Annotated in this window: 24 protein-coding genes; 18 read left to right on the forward strand and 6 right to left on the reverse strand. The window is 35.8% G+C overall.

The window, feature by feature from the left end:
• Positions 1-207 precede the first annotated feature (207 nt).
• On the forward strand, positions 208-1,509 hold the full coding sequence (locus Q5794_RS12935; RefSeq protein WP_374989173.1) for a GH25 family lysozyme: 1,302 nt from the start codon (positions 208-210) through the stop codon (positions 1,507-1,509).
• 181 nt (positions 1,510-1,690) lie between these two features.
• Complete coding sequence (locus tag Q5794_RS12940) at positions 1,691-1,921, forward strand: hypothetical protein (protein ID WP_226897250.1); 231 nt, start codon at positions 1,691-1,693, stop codon at positions 1,919-1,921.
• Between the two features lie 157 nt (positions 1,922-2,078).
• Here the strand turns inward: Q5794_RS12940 and Q5794_RS12945 are convergent, their stop codons facing one another.
• Positions 2,079-2,978: a DMT family transporter gene (locus tag Q5794_RS12945; RefSeq protein ID WP_374989174.1), complete on the reverse strand. Its 900-nt coding sequence runs from the start codon at positions 2,976-2,978 to the stop codon at positions 2,079-2,081.
• Positions 2,979-3,113: 135 nt separating this feature from the next.
• Between Q5794_RS12945 and Q5794_RS12950 the strand changes: the two genes are divergently transcribed.
• From Q5794_RS12950 to Q5794_RS12970, 5 genes are all read left to right on the forward strand, one after another.
• On the forward strand, positions 3,114-4,547 hold the full coding sequence (locus Q5794_RS12950) for a PLP-dependent aminotransferase family protein (protein WP_374989175.1): 1,434 nt from the start codon (positions 3,114-3,116) through the stop codon (positions 4,545-4,547).
• A 510-nt stretch (positions 4,548-5,057) separates the two neighbouring features.
• Positions 5,058-5,690 (forward strand): hypothetical protein, encoded by a 633-nt coding sequence (locus Q5794_RS12955; protein WP_025751857.1) that lies wholly within the window; start codon positions 5,058-5,060, stop codon positions 5,688-5,690.
• A 138-nt stretch (positions 5,691-5,828) separates the two neighbouring features.
• Positions 5,829-6,674: a DUF2971 domain-containing protein gene (locus Q5794_RS12960; protein WP_144633831.1), complete on the forward strand. Its 846-nt coding sequence runs from the start codon at positions 5,829-5,831 to the stop codon at positions 6,672-6,674.
• A 65-nt stretch (positions 6,675-6,739) separates the two neighbouring features.
• Positions 6,740-6,937, forward strand: coding sequence for a ChaB family protein (locus Q5794_RS12965; RefSeq protein WP_025751855.1), 198 nt, complete (start codon positions 6,740-6,742; stop codon positions 6,935-6,937).
• Between the two features lie 459 nt (positions 6,938-7,396).
• Entirely contained in the window at positions 7,397-8,371 is a 975-nt protein-coding gene (locus Q5794_RS12970) for an alkyl sulfatase dimerization domain-containing protein (protein ID WP_251034224.1), read from the forward strand.
• Between the two features lie 9 nt (positions 8,372-8,380).
• Here the strand turns inward: Q5794_RS12970 and Q5794_RS12975 are convergent, their stop codons facing one another.
• Complete coding sequence (locus Q5794_RS12975; protein WP_013083248.1) at positions 8,381-8,536, reverse strand: hypothetical protein; 156 nt, start codon at positions 8,534-8,536, stop codon at positions 8,381-8,383.
• A 199-nt stretch (positions 8,537-8,735) separates the two neighbouring features.
• Here Q5794_RS12975 and Q5794_RS12980 point away from each other — a divergent pair, with 199 nt between their 5' ends.
• Both Q5794_RS12980 and Q5794_RS12985 read left to right on the forward strand, forming a co-directional pair.
• Positions 8,736-10,028 carry a Glu/Leu/Phe/Val dehydrogenase gene (locus tag Q5794_RS12980; RefSeq protein ID WP_374989176.1) on the forward strand — a complete coding sequence of 431 codons (1,293 nt, stop codon included), beginning with the start codon at positions 8,736-8,738 and terminating at the stop codon, positions 10,026-10,028.
• A gap of 238 nt (positions 10,029-10,266) precedes the next feature.
• On the forward strand, positions 10,267-10,827 hold the full coding sequence (locus Q5794_RS12985; RefSeq protein ID WP_374989177.1) for a nitroreductase: 561 nt from the start codon (positions 10,267-10,269) through the stop codon (positions 10,825-10,827).
• 268 nt (positions 10,828-11,095) lie between these two features.
• Here the strand turns inward: Q5794_RS12985 and Q5794_RS12990 are convergent, their stop codons facing one another.
• Together Q5794_RS12990 and Q5794_RS12995 are read right to left on the reverse strand one after the other, a co-directional pair.
• Entirely contained in the window at positions 11,096-11,581 is a 486-nt protein-coding gene (locus Q5794_RS12990; protein ID WP_025751851.1) for a hypothetical protein, read from the reverse strand.
• 33 nt (positions 11,582-11,614) lie between these two features.
• The gene (locus Q5794_RS12995; protein WP_374989178.1) at positions 11,615-12,016 is read right to left on the reverse strand and encodes a thiol-disulfide oxidoreductase DCC family protein; all 402 of its coding nucleotides are present in this window, start codon (positions 12,014-12,016) and stop codon (positions 11,615-11,617) included.
• Between the two features lie 367 nt (positions 12,017-12,383).
• On the opposite strand from Q5794_RS12995, the gene Q5794_RS13000 reads away from it, so the two are divergent.
• Together Q5794_RS13000 and Q5794_RS13005 are read left to right on the forward strand one after the other, a co-directional pair.
• Positions 12,384-13,151 (forward strand): ABC transporter ATP-binding protein, encoded by a 768-nt coding sequence (locus Q5794_RS13000; RefSeq protein ID WP_374989179.1) that lies wholly within the window; start codon positions 12,384-12,386, stop codon positions 13,149-13,151.
• Positions 13,148-15,652, forward strand: coding sequence for an FtsX-like permease family protein (locus Q5794_RS13005; RefSeq protein WP_374989180.1), 2,505 nt, complete (start codon positions 13,148-13,150; stop codon positions 15,650-15,652). Before Q5794_RS13000 ends, Q5794_RS13005 begins: the two co-directional genes overlap by 4 nt.
• Positions 15,653-15,739: 87 nt before the next feature.
• Here Q5794_RS13005 and Q5794_RS13010 read toward each other — a convergent pair whose 3' ends face one another.
• Together Q5794_RS13010 and Q5794_RS13015 are read right to left on the reverse strand one after the other, a co-directional pair.
• Positions 15,740-16,204 carry a hypothetical protein gene (locus Q5794_RS13010; protein ID WP_374989181.1) on the reverse strand — a complete coding sequence of 155 codons (465 nt, stop codon included), beginning with the start codon at positions 16,202-16,204 and terminating at the stop codon, positions 15,740-15,742.
• Between the two features lie 47 nt (positions 16,205-16,251).
• Positions 16,252-16,710, reverse strand: coding sequence for a hypothetical protein (locus Q5794_RS13015; protein ID WP_374989182.1), 459 nt, complete (start codon positions 16,708-16,710; stop codon positions 16,252-16,254).
• A gap of 150 nt (positions 16,711-16,860) precedes the next feature.
• On the opposite strand from Q5794_RS13015, the gene Q5794_RS13020 reads away from it, so the two are divergent.
• The 7 genes from Q5794_RS13020 to Q5794_RS13050 all read left to right on the forward strand — a co-directional run bounded on the left by Q5794_RS13020 (position 16,861) and on the right by Q5794_RS13050 (position 20,547).
• Positions 16,861-17,040, forward strand: a complete 180-nt coding sequence (locus Q5794_RS13020; protein ID WP_057236494.1) for a hypothetical protein — start codon at positions 16,861-16,863, stop codon at positions 17,038-17,040.
• A gap of 362 nt (positions 17,041-17,402) precedes the next feature.
• Positions 17,403-17,732, forward strand: a complete 330-nt coding sequence (locus Q5794_RS13025) for a hypothetical protein (protein ID WP_214988080.1) — start codon at positions 17,403-17,405, stop codon at positions 17,730-17,732.
• A 129-nt stretch (positions 17,733-17,861) separates the two neighbouring features.
• The gene (locus Q5794_RS13030) at positions 17,862-18,677 is read left to right on the forward strand and encodes a protein-glutamine gamma-glutamyltransferase (protein WP_214988082.1); all 816 of its coding nucleotides are present in this window, start codon (positions 17,862-17,864) and stop codon (positions 18,675-18,677) included.
• A 431-nt stretch (positions 18,678-19,108) separates the two neighbouring features.
• Entirely contained in the window at positions 19,109-19,582 is a 474-nt protein-coding gene (locus Q5794_RS13035; RefSeq protein WP_214988084.1) for a DinB family protein, read from the forward strand.
• Between the two features lie 136 nt (positions 19,583-19,718).
• A complete protein-coding gene (locus Q5794_RS13040; RefSeq protein ID WP_013057146.1) occupies positions 19,719-19,934 on the forward strand; it encodes a DUF378 domain-containing protein in 216 nt (71 codons plus the stop codon).
• A 133-nt stretch (positions 19,935-20,067) separates the two neighbouring features.
• The gene (locus Q5794_RS13045) at positions 20,068-20,253 is read left to right on the forward strand and encodes a hypothetical protein (RefSeq protein ID WP_192993336.1); all 186 of its coding nucleotides are present in this window, start codon (positions 20,068-20,070) and stop codon (positions 20,251-20,253) included.
• A gap of 15 nt (positions 20,254-20,268) precedes the next feature.
• Entirely contained in the window at positions 20,269-20,547 is a 279-nt protein-coding gene (locus Q5794_RS13050; RefSeq protein ID WP_013083263.1) for a hypothetical protein, read from the forward strand.
• Positions 20,548-20,601: the final 54 nt, after the last annotated feature.

The raw sequence follows: 20,601 nt of genomic DNA on the forward strand, positions 1-20,601 counted from the left end.
ATTCAGTATATCTTCATATTATTAGTATAAACGAATATGGCTTTCCTCACTTTATAAAATTGCACAAATTCATTTCTTATAATAAGGAAAGGCTACCAAAATCCCTTCTTATTGTAGTTTTTTTATAAAGCCTAATATCTATTTAATAGGCCTGTATCAGTTGCCATTTCCTTTTTTATTCATAGTTTGTATGAAGGAGTGATAGCAATGCAAAACCGTAATAAACAAAATATTAAGATCATTGATGTTTCTCATCACAACGGAACAATTGATTGGGCAAAAGTGGCGTCGGATGGTGTAAAAGGCGCGTATATTAAATTAACAGAAGGTACAACCTTCTTAGATAAAAAATCATATGATAATTATATAGGTGCAAAAAATGCAGGTCTACGTGTAGGCTTTTATCACTTTGCTCATGCTGATAATGATCCCATTGCAGAAGTTAATTTCTTTTTAAATAAATTAGGCAGCATGAAGGTTGATTTGCCTCATTGCTTAGATTTGGAAGAAAACAAAGGGAAAACAAAAGCGCAGGTCACAGCCTTTGCAGTTAGATGGATGGAGTACATTGAAAGGAAAACAAGCATTACGCCTATTCTTTACACGGGGTATAGTTTTATTAAATCCAATTTCACAAGCGCTGTGGCAAGATATCCGCTATGGATAGCTCGTTACAGTGGAAGCAACCGTTCTAAGGGATTTGCTAACCCAGGTGATACGGCGATTTGGGATAGATGGTCTATGTTTCAATATACAGATCAAGGAAAAGTAAACGGGATTAAAGGCAATGTTGATATCAATGAAATGGATCTGGATTTCTTTAATAGTATTAATACAGGCGTGACGGTGGTGGAAAATAATAAGCCATCAGCACAATTACAACCAGGTGATAGCGGACTAGCTGTAAAAGAACTGCAGCAAAACTTAATTAAATTAGGATTTAAGCTTTCCCAGCAAGGAACCGATGGTCAATATGGCAGCGAAACTGTTGCAGCTGTTAAAGCTCTTCAAGAAAAGTATGGATTAACGTCAACTGGAAAAGCTGATGAGAAAACATTAGCTAAAATGATGGAATTACTTAAGGGTGTAAGTAATCCTATAGAAGAATCATTACCAAAGGTTACTTCACTCGGAGATAAATATTCTTTTCAAGTAAAAGCGAAGAAGGATATCGGAGTCTACAAATATGCGAATGTAACAGAGAATTTCAGAACTATAAAAAAAGGCACGGTATTTAGCGTATATGGGTATACGAATGCAGCATGGGCTGTTCCAGGCGGATTTGTGCAAATGAAAGACGTAGAACCTATCCCAATTACAATTAAAACAGGCGGATTAAGTAAAGACATGGAAACAGAGTTTCGTGCTTTCTTAAAAAATGAAGGAATTGACAGTGAATTAAACGTACATACAATAGGTAATCCGTCCGCTGAACTTACCGCAGCAGGACTGGATTTTGTAAAAGTTAAGCAGTTTTTAGATAAAAAAGGCTGGTACTACAAGCAATAAACTCCCGCTCCGAAGAGCGGGGGTTTATTTTGTTATTTTGTAAAAAAAGAATAGCAGAGATCAATTAATTAATTAAAATATGTTCTAAATAACAAAGTAGATGGTAACAAAAAAGTTTCTATGTATAGTTCACCTCTAACAGTCATATTTTTAGTCAACGGCTCATGGAGGGTGAATGAATATGAAAAATACGCAGATTCGAATTGAAACACTATCCTATCACTATGAAAGTATTATGGTGAATGATGCAGTAGAGCGTGCGATAAAAAGTATCGAAGTGACGTATCGAGCATATAAACATAACCACGTTTTAAACGGACATGTAGTACTTTCAGGAGAAGAGATTTACGATCTTCAGCAGCTGACTCACGCAGTGGCTGGAAAAATAAAAGCAGAATTAGAAACTACATAAAAAAGCGCCTTTCTTTAATCTTGGTTTAAGATTTAAAGAAAGGCGCTTTTTTATTAATTATTAATTAAATTGCAAAAAGAAGAAATTAAAGTATGTTCTAAATAAAATATATAAATAAAAAACATATCATCTAAGAGAATTCCTTAAAGCATACACATTACCTTTGCATTGTGAACTTTGTCTCTTTTATCACTACTTTTCTTTTACTATGTGTAAGCAACACGCCGCATAACGTAATGATACTTCCAACAATGGAAGCTGCACTCGGGATATCTTTTAAAAGCAGCCACGCTAAGAAAAAGGACAGCGCAGGAGTTAAGTAAAGAGAAATGGCAGCCTCAGCAGAACCTATACGCGATGTTAGATAAGCGAGTACCATATAGGGAATAACGGTTGGAAATAATCCTAAATATATCACGCTTATCGCTGATCTGACAGAGATATGTGCAAGTTCTGTTTCTAACCCAGGTAAAAAAACAAGCATAGAAATTGTAGCTCCCCAAATACTGTACGTCACAAAAGAAAGGAAACCATACTTTTTTAATAAATTTTTTTGACGTACTATATAGATGCTTTCTGCAAGGGCAGCTAGCAGAATCAGTAAGATTCCATTAACTGAGTGTACAAAATTCTCTTTGCTGAAGGTTAAAAGTGCAATACCCGCAAAGCTTACTGCAGATCCAATCCATTTTCTTTTTCCGAACTCCTCCTGAAAAAGAAAAATAGCTAAAAGCGAAGAAAAAATAGGAGTAGTCGAGACCAGTAAACTTGCAATACCCGCACTCACCGTTTTTTCTCCAATGTTTAATGCCGTGTGATATACGGTAAAACCTAAAAAACCGAGCGCTAAAAGAAGTGGAATATCTTTTATATCAGGCATGCGCATGCGTGTGGCTATTGCAATAACTAACAGCACTACAGAAGCAATACTTAACCGAACAAAAGCGAGGTGCTGAGGAGAAAACGATTCCAGCCCTATTTGAATAACTGGAAATGCTGAAGCCCATAAGCTAATCATCAGTATATGTAAGAACACCAAACTAAACGTTAATTTCATGCTATTCATCTCCATTTTTCATTTTGAATCCAACCAGTATCTATTGTGGTTCCCATGTTAATAAACATTTGATAAAATGTCTTCAACCAGTTTAAAAGCAATTAACCCAACCACTTTAAAAACAGGAGTAAATGTATGAATCAAGAGAACAGCTCGAGTTATCCAAAATACAAGCAAATCATTGATTTTATGAAAGAGAAAATTGCGCGTGGAGAATGGCCGATTGGAAGTAAAATTCCTAGTCAGCGAAAGCTTGCTGCTATGTTTGACGTTAACCGAAGTACGGTCATCACGGCATTAGAGGAATTAACAGCGGACGGTTTAATTGAAGGTAAAATGGGAAAGGGAACAATCGTTATAAATAATACATGGACGCTTTTGGCTACGACTCCGCCCGATTGGAATGTTCATGTGAAATCAGGGATGCATCGTCCGAGTCAAGCAATGGTCCAAGATATTAATGAATCCGAATTTAACTCAAACCTTATTCAATTAAGCAAAGGAGAGCTTTCACCTGACATATTCCCTAAAGATAAAATGAAATACGCTATGGAAAAAGTAGCAAAAAACATGGAGGTTCTGGGATACGAAGAACCAAAGGGGTATTTTCCTTTACGAAAAGAGTTAAGTGCGTATATGAAAGCAATGGGGATTGAATCTTCTCCAGATTCTATTTTAATTGTTTCCGGCGCTCTTCAAGCTCTTCAGCTTATTTCAATTGGACTGCTGCAAAAGAACTCTTCGGTTTTGCTAGAAAAACCTTCTTATCTATACTCCTTACATGTATTTCAATCAGCCGGAATGAAACTCAAAGGTCTTTCTATGGATGAGGAAGGAATAAAAGTAACAGCTATAAAACGCGCTGACCCTCAAGAAGGGCAAGCTATTTTATATACAAATCCATGCTTCCATAACCCAACGGGAACATTAATGTCTCAAAAAAGGCGTTATGATTTGTTGAAAGAATGTGAGGAACATCAGCTTCCTATTATTGAAGATGATCTATACCGCGAATTATGGCTAAATAAACAGCCTCCGTTGCCATTAAAAGCTTTAGATAAAAATGGACACGTGTTATATGTTAGCAGTCTTTCTAAAACATTAAGCCCGGGATTACGTATCGGATGGATAGTCGGCCCAGAACCAGTCATTGAGCGTTTGGCGGATATTAAAATGCAAACGGATTATGGATCCAGCTCATTGTCTCAAAGAGTAGCAGCAGAATGGTTTGAACATGGCTTATATCAACAGCATATGGAAACGGTACGAACCGAATTGCGAACAAGAAGAAAAGTTATGCTGAATGCTTTAGAAACATATGCAGGAGATGTAGCGACATGGACGAATCCTGAAGGAGGCTTTTTTATATGGGTGCATATTCAACCTTCTATTTCAATGAAATCTTTATACTCTCGTACTTTAAAAAGAGGAATATTGCTTAATTCCGGAAGTATCTATGCACAAGAAACCGGCAGTTATCTTCGGCTTTCTTACGCCTATGCTTCTTTACCAGATATCGATAGAAGCATTAAAATTCTTGCTGAACTTATTCGGGAATTGCAAGTATAGTAAAAAGGAATAGCGGATTACCCACTATTCCTTTTTATTTGTATCAAACTCTTCTTCCTATAAAAAACTCCAACTAACAATTGACTATATATTACTGCCTATAAATACATGTTATCTTTTATGACAAAAATAAGTTAAGAAGACTTTTAATTTGCTTTCTGTATGTTTTACATGTAAATCGTGAATGGTTTTAACTACGTAATCATTATCAAACATTTTCAACACCTCAATTATTGTTAAGTTTCCTGTTTGTTATAGTTTATGAAATAATCAGACGCATATCATCTGCCATCAGCTGTAACTTTGCGGTTCATCTTTTACAACTAAAGGCTGAAATGTACGCTCATGATTGAACGCACGAATAACAGGATATGCAAAAAAATGAAAAGTGTGCACGTTTTGTTTTAAAAAAGCTATATCTTAAAAAAAGAAAATTGTCACACACATTTATGAATATGTATCTACTAAGTAAGAAGACTTTTTTAGTGGGTGGGATTGAAGGTGAAAAAGATGGATGAATTATTTAAAGATCTTGATGTGTACAGGACGCAAGAAGAAATGAAGCAGTATTTTGAACATACGCAGCAAATGATTCATCAAAACAGAGAATATATAAAATTAGCTCGACTTAAAAAAGGGCGTTTCAAAAAGTTTTTTGAAGAGTTTTATCCGCTTTATTGCTTCAGCCAATCTTCCTATTGTCCGAGGAATTCAAAATTGAAGCTTATTATTGGAAGTCAAGGATACGACGGATTAATTCTTCAACCGGATGGTACTGAAAAACGAATTGAAATTACTTCTTACAAAGATGGGAAACTGGAATTTGAAGATGCACAGAGGGTGAATTCAGGAAATTTTGCTCTACCTCGTATCCAGACGGAAGGTTCTGTAGAAGAGTATATAGAAAAAGTGCTAGAAAACATCCAAAAAAAGAGCAAAAAAGATTACAGTGGAGCATCGATTCTATTTGTTGTACACACGTTTCATTATTTTGAAGCCTACGGAAAAAGTTCAGCTGCCTTTATTCGTACCTTGAAAAAAGAAATGAAGAATACTGATTTTCGAGCGGATAAAATTTATTTATTGGAATTAAATCAGCCAGAAAGTGAAAGTGTTAAGCAAAACATTCATTTCATTAAATAAGAAGACACGCTGCAGATGTTGAGGCGTGTCTTCTTTTCTGATAACAGAACTCTCTTAATACAGGTGGATAATTTTGAAAATTACAACAATTAAGTGCTATAATTCAAGTATGAATATGCATTCAGAGGAGGAAAACCAATGGATTTAGCTTATAGAGATAAAGCTTACGAATATGCCAAAAGATTCGAATCTAGCTATGACGATTATGATGAACGCTATAAGGTGCACAATAATCCGACGGTGTGGCGATTTATGCCACTGTCTGATTTTCAAGATTTACTGGAAACCAATGCGCTTTTTTTCGCAAAACCTGATGCATTTTCGGACCCCCTTGAAGGATGCTCTTCAATGTGGAACATAGAAGAGTTAAGAAAAAAAGGCGAACGTCATAACCGTACCTCTAGAACCTATATAAGAAAAATCCATGAATTTTCTGCTGTTTCATCCTGGCATATCAATGATTACGAAGCCGCTGGAATGTGGGATCTATATTTAAAGGGGAATGATGGCGTAGCTATTAAAACCACCTATGAAAATTTATTGTGCAGTATTAAAGATTTGCGCTATAAAATCTTCTCTGGCAAAGTGCAGTACATAGACTTCCAAAAAGAAATGATCAGTCACTCTGTATATGACACGTTATTTTACAAGCGCAAATCCTATCAGCATGAAAATGAATTGAGGCTTGTTATTGTAGCAAGTCGTATACACGCTTGGAAGCTGCAAAAGCTATTCGAAATTCAAGGTATTTCCCCAAATCAATGGCAAAAACGAATGGATATCCTTGAAAAAAGATCGTATGAGTTTTCTCACGAGCATGGCAACCTCCTTACATGTAATTTGCATCAGCTTATCAATGAAATTTACGTATCCCCAAGAAGCGCTCAAAGCTGTGTAGATGAAGTAAAAGCCCTTGCTAAAAAACACGGACTCGCTTATAAAAAGGTCACTCAGTCCGACTTGTATAGGGACTATATTTATTAAATGTTTATGTTATTTGAAAACAGGTAAATCAGTAGTAAAAGATGTTTTCAAGGAGGAATACTATCATGCCTTACAATTCATTAAAAGAACTGCCGGATGGAGTAAAAGATAATCTTCCTCATCACGCTCAGGAAATTTATAAAGAAGCATTCAATTCAGCAAGTGATGAATACAAAGAAGAAGCTACCGCTCACAAAGTTGCTTGGAACGCGGTGAAAACGAAGTACAAAAAAGATGATAATGACAACTGGGTGAAAAAATAGAGACAAAAGAGCCTAACCATAATGGATTTATTATTTTTTGAAAAAATCTCCCAATTAGGTTTCAATTATTTTTCCGAGGGTATACATTCTATGTAAGGCCAATACAAGAAAGGAGAGACTGTACACATGCATTGTTTTACAGCGACTTCAAGAAACGTATTGAGCACCTTAGAAGGAAGATTTGTTTTGATTACAAAAGGCACATTGGTAAACAATCGTTATACTAAGTGCTAGGCTGTCTAATTAAGACAGAATACTCGACTATTCAAACATAACATTCAGTATAAAAAAGAAGATGCGTGCTAAGCGCATCTTCTTTTTTGTTGACTCTATTTTCCCTCCCTTTATATTCCTAGTGAAAAGTCTCTGTGTATTGCAGAAAACTGTACGGCTACTCAGCACAACCTCTATACGCTCAGAGGAGCAAAAGTAAGAGACGCAGCAGCATGGGCAAGGTACTTGCAGCAAGCAATCGATTTATTTGGCCAAGAACTAACAACTGTATTTGGGGTACATAATTGGCCAAGGTTCGGAAACGAGTCGTGTATTACCTATATCGAAAATCAACGAGACGTTTATCAATATATTCATGATCAGACATTAAGGCTCATGAATCAAGGATATACCATTGATCACGTCGGCCGAATGATGAAGCTGCCAGAAATCCTATCTCACGAGTGGTATACCAACAGTTTTTATGGAACGGTTAACCACAACGCAAAAGCGGTTTATCAGCGCTATATGGGCTGGTATAACAGCAATCCTGTAGATTTAAATAAACTGTTTCCTGAAGAGTCAGCTAAGAAGTATGTAGAGTATATGGGGGGAGCGGACAACATTGTCAAAAAAGCGCAGCGCTGTTTTCAACAAGGCGACTATCAATGGGTAGCTGAAGTGACCAAACAAGTTATTTACGCTGAACCTCACCATGTAAAGGCAAAACTTTTATGTGCAGACGCGCTTGAACAATTAGGGTATACAGCTGAATCTGGCCCTTGGCGAAATGAGTATTTAACAGGAGCCAAAGAGCTTCGTTTAGGTAATATACCGCTGCCTGCCAACATTATCACAAAAGAAGTATGGGATACACTTCCTTTGAAAAATATTTTAGAACTATTTAGCATTCGCGTAGATGGATTAAAGGCAGGTGCATGTAACTATCGTATATTGTTTGTGATACCCGATCGTAATGAAGTAGCTCTCACAGAACTTAAGCATGGAATCTTTAGGTATCTTGGAGATACGCGAAAGAAAGCTGAGGTGACGGTAACGATGTGGCAAGATACCTTATATCGACTCACAACTACAAATGATCACTCTTATACCTCGGTCATATTTGTTCAAGGAGATAAATCGAAATGGGATTTCTTTTTGTCTTGTCAGGATTCTATCGATCCAAACTTTAATATTGTGACACCTGTTTCTAAAAAATAGAGTACCTGATTACAGCTCAGAAAGCACATCGTTGACTTTCTGTTCAAAGCAGCTGTCGCATGTGAAGATTTCTTTTTCTTGAAAAGATGTTAGCCTTTCTCCGCAGATGGAACAGCATTCTATACAGTGATTGTTTCGTTCTTGTTCTTTTCTTTCATGTAACATAGCACTTTCCTCCTTTGCAGTATAAATAGTTTGTCTTATTTCTTTAAGTATATACTAATATCAGCCTATGCAGGGAATATAAGGCTTGCTAATGCAGATTATTTATAATATAAAAGCGTTGTAAAGCAGCGGAAATTGGCACAGGAATTGCATGTTAAATCGTTGAGAAAATTCAATGATTAAATATGGGGTGAACAGAATGTCCATTACAAAAACAGCTAGTGAATTAAAAAAAGAACAGCAGCAAGAACAGGAATCACTTAATTTATTTTTATCTACTCAAACGGTTATTCAAGAAGCGCTTCAAAAGCTAGGTTATGGTGAAGAAGTATACCATTTATTGAAAGAACCGCTGCGCATGATGACGGTTCGCATTCCGGTTAAAATGGATAACGGATCGGTAAAAGTCTTCACCGGCTACCGCTCTCAACATAATGATGCTGTCGGGCCTACTAAAGGAGGAGTACGTTTTCATCCTGAAGTAAATGAAGAGGAAGTGAAGGCATTATCCATTTGGATGAGCTTAAAATGCGGAATTGTCGACCTTCCGTACGGCGGCGGTAAAGGCGGAATTGTATGTGACCCAAGAAACATGTCTTTTGGTGAACTAGAACGACTCAGCCGCGGCTATGTAAGAGCCATCAGTCAAATAGTTGGGCCTACTAAAGATATTCCTGCACCGGATGTCTATACAAACTCTCAAATTATGGCGTGGATGATGGATGAATATAGCCGACTGCGTGAGTTCGATTCTCCTGGTTTTATTACTGGAAAACCTATCGTACTCGGAGGATCTCAAGGACGCGAAACTGCAACGGCTAAAGGAGTAACCATTTGTATAGAAGAAGCTGTTAAAAAGAAAAACCTTAACTTGCAAGAAGCGCGAATTATTATTCAAGGCTTCGGAAATGCCGGCAGTTTTCTCGCTAAGTTCATGCATGATGCAGGAGCAAAAGTAATTGGCATTTCAGATGCATACGGAGCTCTTTATGATCCGCTTGGTCTTGATATTGATTACCTGCTTGATCGACGCGACAGTTTTGGTACCGTAACGAATTTATTTACAAATGTGATGACAAACGAAGAACTATTAGAAAAAGAATGTGATATTTTAGTACCCGCAGCCATTTCGAATCAAATTACGGTTCGCATCGCTCATCGCATTAAAGCTTCTATTGTAGTAGAAGCAGCGAACGGACCGACTACGCTTGAGGCTACGCGCATTTTAGATGAAAAAGGCGTGCTTTTAGTGCCAGATATTTTAGCCAGTGCTGGAGGCGTAACGGTTTCATACTTCGAATGGGTGCAAAATAATCAAGGCTACTACTGGTCTGAAGAAGAAGTAGCTTACAAATTACGCAAGGTAATGGTGGATTCATTTGAAACGATCTATCAAATCTCTCAAGAAAATGACGTAGATATGAGACTTGCTGCTTACATGGCAGGAATCAAAAAATCAGCTGAAGCTTCTCGTTTCCGCGGCTGGGTATAAGATGAAAAAACGATTTGGACTCTATGTTCCAAATCGTTTTTTATTTACCGGAACTGCCAAATAATTAAAAGAAAAACTGCTAAAAAAACAAACACGCTTAAAAAATTGGCATATTTATTCATCGCGACCTGAATGAGGGCAAAACAATTGACAGTGAGAATGATTTTCAATTATTCTATATATAAGATATATACATACCTATACTAATAAATTGAATGTAGAAAAGGAGACAAAAAGCATGAGCGTATTAGATATTATTAAAGCCAGAAGAACGATTGGGGCCATGCAAGACAAAGACGTATCAGAAGATGCTATTAACCTTATGTTAGAAGCCGGCACTTGGGCTCCTAACCATAAAAAGACAGAGCCTTGGAAGTTCCGCGTGTTTGCAGGGGATTCACGCGTTCGTTTAGGAGACGAAATGGAACGTATTATGAAGCAAAAAACTGCTCACTTAAGTGACGAAGAAGCGTTGAAAAAAACAACAAAAGCAAAAAAAGGACCGCTTCGCGCTCCTGTCATTATTGCTGTAGCAGTAAGTCCTTCTGGAAAAGTGCCTGAAATTGAAGAAATCTCTGCCGTAGCGGCAAGCATACAAAATATGCTATTAGTAGCGGAAGAACAAGGTTTGGCTACAATTTGGAGAACCGGTGAAATTGTTTATCAGACAGAACTGAATGACTTTTTATCTCTAGAGGAAGACGATAAGCTCTTAGGCTTAATTTACGTCGGACATCCTAATAAAGAAGCTTCATCAAAACGTATTCCATATCAAGATAAAACGATTTGGTATCGTTAAAAGTTTCTTCCTGTGTTTCTATAAATAAAAGGCAGCAGCTCATAAGTTGAGCTGCTGCCTTTTTTATTGTTTTTGAGAGTGGCATTAAGTTGCGCTTTTATTAGCTTACCTGCAGCAGTTATTTTTAGTATCTTATGGAGAACTTCTCTGGTTTTCGTAACTACTAGTCAAAACAAAATAGGAATTGTCTGTGTTCAGTCTTCTTTCCGAAGACCAAAATAATAGGTACATGCCAAACCGAAGATAATGGGCGGCAAAACAAAGACAATCATTTAACGGTCACCTTCCTTTCGGATGATTGAACGTCTACTTTCTGCATTGGGGTAGCAGTGTTAACAAAGAAGATGCCTTTTAACTTTGAATATTCCATCAATACTAATAGCAAGCTCATTGCCAGCAGCGGAACACACACCACTTTGGCAGGAATGTTGAAACAATAGTTAAGGACGGTGATGTTGGCAATAATGGGGAGAAAAATAATGTTCCCTAGTGTTGCGGTACGCGGAATCACCAATAACAATGCAGCTAATAATTCGCCAGTGGCAATAAAATAGTTGTAGAAATCGGAATACCCAAAGAAATACCACGCCAGTTTCATCGCAGAATCTTTTGTTGAATCGAACACGAAATCGCCTGTTATAAATTGTCCTGGGTAGATTTTGGCCATTCCATAAATAAGAAACGTAATGGCCATGGTCCACCTTAGGGTCGCAAGAATACTTAAACGAAATTTCTCTTTTGTTGATAAACGCATTGTTTTCCTCCATTTGTATGCTTAATCCAAAAATCACATTTTAGTTTCAGGGGTTGGCAACATGCATGACGTTTGTTTTCCAAACCACTTATACCGATTACGTGCAATGAAACGATAGAGTTGGTTTCGAATGAATGCGGGAACAACTCGGAAACACGCCATCAGTTGAATGGGCCCCCGAAGCCGGCGGACAATATGTAGGATGGCCGTAGACTCTGTGTAAAGATTCCCGTTCATAAGAAGAATGACCGATTGAAGTGGTGGATGCTCATAGTTATGCTGACTCAGCAAGGTTCCCGCAGTATCGGATTGAAGCGATGCAAAACGAAACAGAGCACGTGAATCCCGCTTGATGACAAATTGAACCCATTGATTGCAGAGATTGCAAACACCATCAAATAGAATAATAGGATGGTGTGATAGGTTTGGGGGCATGACTTCTCCCTCCTTCCTTTTTTATGAATATTTACTAAAATAAGTGTAATAGTTTACGTATTGGACCACAAGACATAAGGTTAAATATGGGGATGTTTTACGTAAATTCAAGTTAATTGAAAGAAGAAAACAGAGTCAAATATGACTCTGTTTTCTTTTAAATTTGAATGTAGCGGATCATCTAATAAGCTTCTACTTTTTTGTGTTTCTTGTAAATAATTAAAACTTTTTTACTTTTTTTTCAAAATGTAAAACCATTCCTGTTTTGAAACGTACTAAATATAGTAGAAATTTAGGAGGTAGACGTAATAAAAGCGTGAACTACTTTTGTTACTACAGAAAAAGAAACTTACTTCGAGGTGAAGACGTGAAAAATCAATATATTTTAGAGGTAGAAGATTTAACTAAAGTTTATAGAGGAGAGGGCTATGAAGTTACTGCACTAAATGATATATCCTTTCAGTTGAGGAGAGGTGAAATGGTTGCTGTTATGGGCACAAGTGGTTCAGGAAAAAGTACGCTGCTGAACATTTTAGGAGCACTTGATGAACCAACTAGTGGAACGATTAAATTAAAAGGAACGCTTTCAAAAGATATGTTCCAAGAACCTCAAGCTTCAGCGTACAGACGAGATAATATTGGATTTATCTTTCAATCATTCCACTTATTAAAGGATTTATCTGTAGAAGAAAACATAGCTCTGCCGCTCGTTTTAAAGGGACTTACATCGGATGTAATTGATTTAAAAGTAAATAACGTTGTTGAGCTCTTGGGCTTAACAGCTTGGAAAAAACACCGCCCTGTACAACTGTCAGGTGGACAACAGCAGCGCGTAGCTATAGGAAGGGCAATTATAACTGAACCACCTATTATTCTGGCAGACGAGCCTACAGGTAACCTTGATTTTAATACTTCCGAAGTCATACTAGACACACTGGTAACCACAAAAAACGAACTTAGCCAAAGCATACTTCTTGTTACTCACGACCCTAATGTAGCTACTTATGCAGATCGCGTTCTATTCTTTCATGATGGCTCTATTGTCGATACGTATATCTGTAGCGGAAATAGTGATTTGGATCATATACTAGAGAAGTTTAAGCTTATTACAAAAGTCGAGACTCCTAAGATATGAAAACACTACGAGGTTTAGCTTTTCGTTTATTTAAGTCCAATAAATTTATAGTGTTTTCGTCTATTGTAAGTATAGCTATTTCTACAATGCTTGTACTTAGTATGGTTTTATTCTCTTTTAATGCGCAGGACACATTAAAAAGTCAATTAAAACAAACTTACGGTGAGATGGATTTGTCCGTAGGGTTTGATATGGATCAAGGCAAAATTTTGACATCAACTTTAGTGGAAGAAATTCACCAGGATAAAATGGTAGATAAGGTATCAAAAGTATCTATTGCTCATTTGAATCTAAATAAACTAAATACCTCTGTCTATACAGTAGGTGTTGAAAATGATTATTTAGTTAAAAGTCGGTATCACTTTTCCAAACCACTGAATAAGGATTCTGTCGCAATGAACAAAGGACTAGCTAAAGATTTACACGCAAAAGTAGGAGATAAAGTTCTTATAGAAAATAAAACATATACATTAGCAGAAACGGTAAAAGATTTATCCGCTACTGGAGTAGCACCGGATATGCTAATACTTAATCAAAAAAACGTAAAAGGCTATATTCAAGCAAAAGAAAAAAGCAGTGCAGAAGCAACTTATTTATTAATAAAGGCACACAAGAATGAGAGCGCCTTAAAGTTGGCCGATCGTATAAAATCTTATAGCAAGGACTTACGTATTGATATAGCTGAACAAGATGCAGGTGTGCAAAATAATTTACAATCCTTACATACATTTATTATTGTTTTATCGGCATTGGTGTTAATTATCACGTCTCTTATTCTCATTTCAAACTTTGAGCTTTTGCTTTATAAGATGAGAAATCAGTTCGCCATTATGCGTTCAATAGGAGCCACTGCTAAACAGATTAGCAAGATTATCACACTTCAAAGCACCATTATAAACACCGTAGGTACAGGTGTAGGATTTTTGCTAACCTTTTGCAGTCAAAGGTACTTATACAGCTGGTTAGGAACAGTGTCAAAAATATCTTCCTCTCTATCTGATTTTAACGTAGGTACTGCCATTATCATTACAGTTGTAATGTTTGTTATTATTCAATTCTTTTTACTCGTTCCAGCTTATCGAAGTACAAAAGTATTGCCGCTAAAAACAATGCAGAAGAACGAGAAAATTAACTATGGTTTTTCCAAGACAAGAATAGTAGTTTTTAAGGTACTATTAGCACTGTCCTTATTTTTAGTTATAGGAAGCCAGGTATTTCCTACAAGAGGCACATACGGACCTGGGATGTTACTAATTACAGTTATTTTAGTTTTGCTTGCCTTTATACTAATCTTTCCTATCATAGTGACTAAAGAATTAAAATGGTTTTTACCATATGGACAAAAAGTATTTGGCAAAGAATTTTATATTGCGGTAAAAAACCTAATTCCCCAAGTTAAAAAAAACACAATGATTATCTTAATAATATGCGGATTAATGATCATTACTGTATTTGGGTCAATTACATTTAGGACCATTCAGGTTAATGGACTAACCTACTTAAAAAAAGAATATGTAATGCCCATTATTGTGGAAACTCGTTCTGACAACTTAAAGATAGATACCGAAGAACTGACTAAAAAGGTAGAAGAGTTACCTAATGTAAAGAGTGTTAGTAATATTAGTTCTCAAAGTACAGCTCGACTTCTAACGTCAGAAAACAACAAAGGTGTTAATTACTCGGTAGTCGATATTAAAAGGTTACAACAACAAGGTCTGTTAGAACAGTTTCCTTACAATAAAAAACCAACTTCAAATAACAGGGTTGTACTTTCAAAAAAGTTTGCTGAAAAGAATAACTTAAAATTAGGACAAACAATATATTTAGGATTATACGCACAAGATCAAAACGGATTTTATATAACAGAAAAAATAATACCTAAAGGCGATTACGTAATATCCGCTACACCTAATCACCTTCTTAACCATAACCAAGCATTTTTAGACTTAAAGAATAACTTTGAAGATTTAGAGTTCTATCGATTATATGTGGATTCAAAGAATGTAAAGGCCGCTTTAAAAGAAATTGAAGGCTTAAAAAGCCACTATCCCGAATTAAAGGTAAGCAGCTATGATCAATCTGTTAAGGAAGCAAACGAAATGTTTTATCAGCGCTGGGGAATTTTTATAGTTGTTATTGTCACATTGGTTGTTTCTACCATGGTAGGAGTATTTAATTCATTGGCAAATAATATTTATTCAAAACGAAAAGAATTTGCTGTTTTACGCGCGATGGGCATGACGCCAAAATCCATTCGTAAAGTCATTCTTTCACAGGTGAATTTATATATTACAATTGGAGTAATATGTGGAATTGTAATGGGACTTTTAGTGACATTAATTCTGCTATTAATGGATCCAGGGAAGTTTGTTATAGATTATAAAACAATTCTTTCTGTAGTAGTATCAATGCTTGTAGTTAGCACTTTTTTATTCTCATACGTAAGTCGAAAAATATCTGGACAAGATCTTTCTATAGAGCTTACTAATGATAATAAGTGACTTCTCACGTAGATATAGTAGAATACTATAGTATTAATAAAACCCAATCTCTACAAAGAGATTGGGTTTTATTAGCTTCTATGTTATTTATTTAACAACAACATTCCCTACATATTGTGCGTAGCCCTTATCAGTTTGAAGTTCTAGCACATAAACATAATTCCCTTTTTTCTTTGGGAACGTAAAAGTTCTATCTTGTTCGTTTATTCTAATGTCTTGCTTCGCATTACTAGTGCTTATTGTATAAGAAGTAATGTCATTAACAAGAAAATCTTCGCTATCAAACCTTAAATTTCCTTGTGTTTCAGGGGCTACAGTTAGCTGTTGCTGCTTTTTAGCTCTATTTATACCATTCCTTGTATTTGTTTCCTTTCTGTACTGTTTTCCTTCTTCGCCGCGCCAATCTACATTAGTTTCTTTCAGTTCAACATCCACAACATCATTGACCGATAATGTAACCGTAGGGGGAGAGAAGTCATATTCCTCGCCTATACACCCTGATAATCCAACGATAATAAACGTAAACAGAGATAATTTTATAAACACTTTCATATATAATGTCCCCCTTAGTTAGCTGCGACTAGTAAAAAAATTGCTGCTTAATTTCTTGGATGAGGGACTGCTTCAGTATCGGTACGGGTTTCAATTGTCATATTTGATTTTGTGGGAGTACCGGCATAAAAATCGTACTTTACACCTTTTGGAGTCGTTATTTCACTAGTGATATCTGTATTTCCCTTTGATTGTTTGATAATAGCTGGATTCCCATTAAAATACCAACGGATTTTTTGATCCTTTTGAGTTAATGTAGCTGTTCCTACACCTACATTCGATTTTTCTTTAATTGTATAGATAACAATCTTTTCGTTATCTACATATTTACTTTCACCGATAATATCTTGTATTCCTGTAGACTCTTTTTTTGCATTTTCAAAGGCTTCATCTTCACTAGAATAGAATTCCACGTCTTTTTTACCGTTTACGTTCGTTTCTGAACAAGCCGTTAGTATACTTGCTGACAGTAGAGGTGCGAGTAATGCAGAATATAACTTTTTCATACAAACCCCCATTTTATTAATTTCTTTAATTTTAATCTTAATATAAATAGTTAAAATAATCCATATATGGATAAAATAAAACATTTCTTCAAAGTAGGATGTTAAAAGATACATTGAATAGTATAATAATGGTAATGAGGAGGTGATTAAATGAAAAAGAACTATACGGTACTATTTCTTATGCTTTTTGTCGTATCTATTGCGGGAGGATTAGCATTAAGCAATACATTTAAATATGCTATGTTAATTGCAGTGGGAATAGGAACGGTATTCCTTGTGTGCTCTACGTTCTTTGCCGCAAAAAACTACAATAGTTCAAAGATGCAGTAAAGACAATCTCTGTGTCTTTGAAATCTTAGATGAGCTACAACTTATACTGAAAAAAATTCATCCTGATACACCGTTTATACATTATCCGGTTGTATGCGGAGGCCCTACGATAAATGTTATTGCTTGAGAGGAAGAGCCCCAAATCATTTGGTGAAATGAGTATACATACATAATGTAATAATTATTAAGGTGGTAGATGCATAACGGTACATTGTATAAACCGACCTGCATTAAATGTTTTTTATCACTTTTTACTTAGCAACATAGTTTAAATGTCACTCTTATAACCACCTTCCATATGTTTCTAATAAAATTAAGAAACTATTGTTTTAATTGAAAATTCCACAAGAAAGAGGGAAGTAATGGACGTTCAAAAGGTAGCAAACTTATTTTTGATTTTTGTCTTAATTGCAGCAGGCATTTCATTGGTAATTGGCTTTGTTGTTGCTGTGATAAGTACAAACTATAAGAAGGGATATATAAGTACTTTTATATCCAGTGTTTTCTTTTTAATACTTATTGTGAGCTGGTATGATAAAGCATCTTCAAACGTTTTTATGGGGACAATACCTTGGATTTTAAATGTTATTGCCGTCATTATTGTGTTACCAATGTACTTGTTAGTTGCTCGCTTTATATTTAAAAAGGTTACAAAAGGACAAAAAGGAACAAAGGAAAAGATTATTGGTTAAATTACTTTCTTTCATCGTTTTTTCTAATCTTCACGATTTTAAATAAATGAAGATACACAAAAAAATTTTTTATCAATATCCTGTTAGAGAAAGTGATTGATATCATTTTCTGTAAAGGAGAGAACGTCTATGATTAAAGTTAACCAACAAATTGTGAAAATAAGTGATCTAAATAATAGTTCGTTAACAAAAGAAAAAGCAGACATTTTAAAACAGATGGATGCCTATAGGGAAGTGTATGAGTATGCTACATTTGACCAGCTTGATTTTGATGTATCTGTTAAATTACAAATTATTGAATCGTCTGTGTTGCTGCGCAAAAGCGGCGCCAGGTTTGCTACATTTGCACGTTCTAGGTGCAATGAAAAGTATTGGAAACGAACCGATGATGGAGGATTTCAGCTATTGCCTACAGTTTCTCCGAATAAAGCCATTGATGATATTTTTTACAACGGGCACGAATATGCGTTTGAATGCGCGATGGCTGTTATTATCATCTTTTATAAAGCCGTATTGAACAATATTGGAAAAGAAAACTTTAACCGGCTTTTTGCTGATCTTTACTTACACGATTGGCAATACGATGAAGATCTTGAACTTCATGGTTATAAAGGGTCTGACTACTTGCCAGGAGACTGTGCATATTTTAAAAATCCTGATTATAACCCTGATACTCCTCAGTGGAAAGGTGAAAACACCATTGTATTAGATGAGACTCTATATTTTGGTCATGGAATTGGAATTACGACGAAGGAAAGAATTATTGAAGTGTTAAATTCAAAGCGAAAAGACGACGCAAAGCGCTCAGCTTACCTGTCAGATGAAATTGTGAGGCTTCACACCCCTCATCTCAGTTATTTTGCCGTTAGATACGAACCTGTTGTTTGGTACGACAGAAACAGCGCTATTATTTCCACTATTGGATCGATTACGTATGTAGCTTGATTGATCAAAGTTTGCTACTTTGGTCTTTTTTCATAAAAAGGAAAGAATTACATGAAAGTAAATTTGAGAATTCAAAAGGATTTTATGTATAAAAGAAGAATCCATTTAATACACAGGTCTTAAAACTAAAAGGCAAGGAGGAGATTACCATTAAAAATCGTGATAAAAGACGCAAGAGAAAACGCAGCGCATTAAAAGATTATCTGAAAAATAAGCTTGGTCAGCTAAAACCGAAGCCAAACAAAGGACCTGTTTCAAATTTGAAGTCTTCTGCTTAAAACATCCCCCTAGTTTTTATATAGGGGGATGTTTCTTTTGAATTTTCTTTTATTTCAAGGTTTACATGTTATGAGTGGCATTTAAGAGGTAATTTGTGCACAATAGACATCAAATAGTTTATCTAATACGACAACGTAAGGAGAGATTAGACGATGGAAAACATGATTTTAAAACATATGGACGTTGTAAGAGGAATTACGATTAGTATCCTCCAGAAAACAACAGAAGAGGCAGCGGACATCACACCAAAAGGATTCAATAACAATATCCGCTGGAATCTTGGGCACATTGCCTTTATTCAAGAAAAGCTTGTGTTTGGATTAGCTGGTGAACCGATGCAAACGCCCGAGAGTTATGAAAGCTTTTTCGGCGCAGGAACAAAACCTGCCGATTGGACGGAGGCTGCTCCTTCTCTTGAAGAAATTGCGAATGTGTTGAAAGATCAAGCACATCGTATTAAAGATTTCATGCCCGGGCAGTTTGATAAGCAGTTGATCACACCTTTTACAAACAAAGCCGGCATCAACTTTACAACAGTTGGCGAAACGTTTTTATTCAGCTTCTATCACGAAGCGATGCATGTAGAAACGATTAAGCAAGTCGGGAAAGCTGCAGCTGCACAATAATAAGGAAATAAAAAAGAATAAATCACATATTCTTTATAACTATTTTACATAGCGCCTATGCATATACTGATCTATACAGCGCATAAGATCTAACATGAGCTGCTTTTCCTAATGCAGTTCGCAAGGAGGTGACAACGTGAAATTTCTTTCAGGTTTAACGACTCTTCTTGTGATTTTAGGCGGTTTAAATTGGTTAGCTGTAGCATTAGGCGTGAATGTAGTAGAAGAGCTATTTGGCTCTTGGGATTGGTTAGTAACAACGATTTATTGGTTAGTTGGCCTGTCTGCTCTTTATCAAATTTTTGATAAGTTTTTCGGAACGGGAGCGAGTGTCAAAAGCAAAGCGCTATAATAAATATTATTTTTTATTATCTCTTTAGGGAGTTTGAATGTATATTCAAACTCCCTTTTTCATGGATAAAAGACGTGACATCTTTACAAAATACGGTAAAATAAGGTAATAACTAAAAAGTAGGAGGAATGGGATGGAGCTTTGGGGTGTAGTACCTATCTTAGTGTTTGGAGTTCTTTATATAGGAATGATTGCTGGTATTATAGCTGTTATCGTTATAGTGTTAAAGCGAATGAAAGAGAGAAATCAATATTTACGTGAAATAAGGGATGAACTGAGAAATCAAAACAGAGCAACTATAGCAGAAAATAAAGAATAGAAGAGGGTTTAATAGATGAAGAAAAGTGTACTTCCTATATTTTTTATCGTAAATCTTTTTTTTATTTACTGTTTATTATTTAATCAAGGATACATCTTTCAGCTAAAGAATCTACCTTACATATGGGCTATTTATTTACTTCTTGGCACCTGTTTAGCTTTTTATTATATGCTGCGATACAAACAAAAAAAAGACGGACAGGTGTTGCTTTCAATCGGCATTTTAACTACAAGCATTAGTTCACTTGGCTGTTTAGGTTTCTTTTATTTCTTTTATCATGCAATGGGCGGATAAAGAGCACCACAAGCGGGGGCTTCAGTGAAAGTCGCTGCTTTTTACATTTAGGTC

The sequence above is a fragment of the Priestia megaterium genome (assembly GCF_041941685.1).
Taxonomy (GTDB): Bacteria; Bacillota; Bacilli; order Bacillales; family Bacillaceae_H; genus Priestia; species Priestia megaterium_C.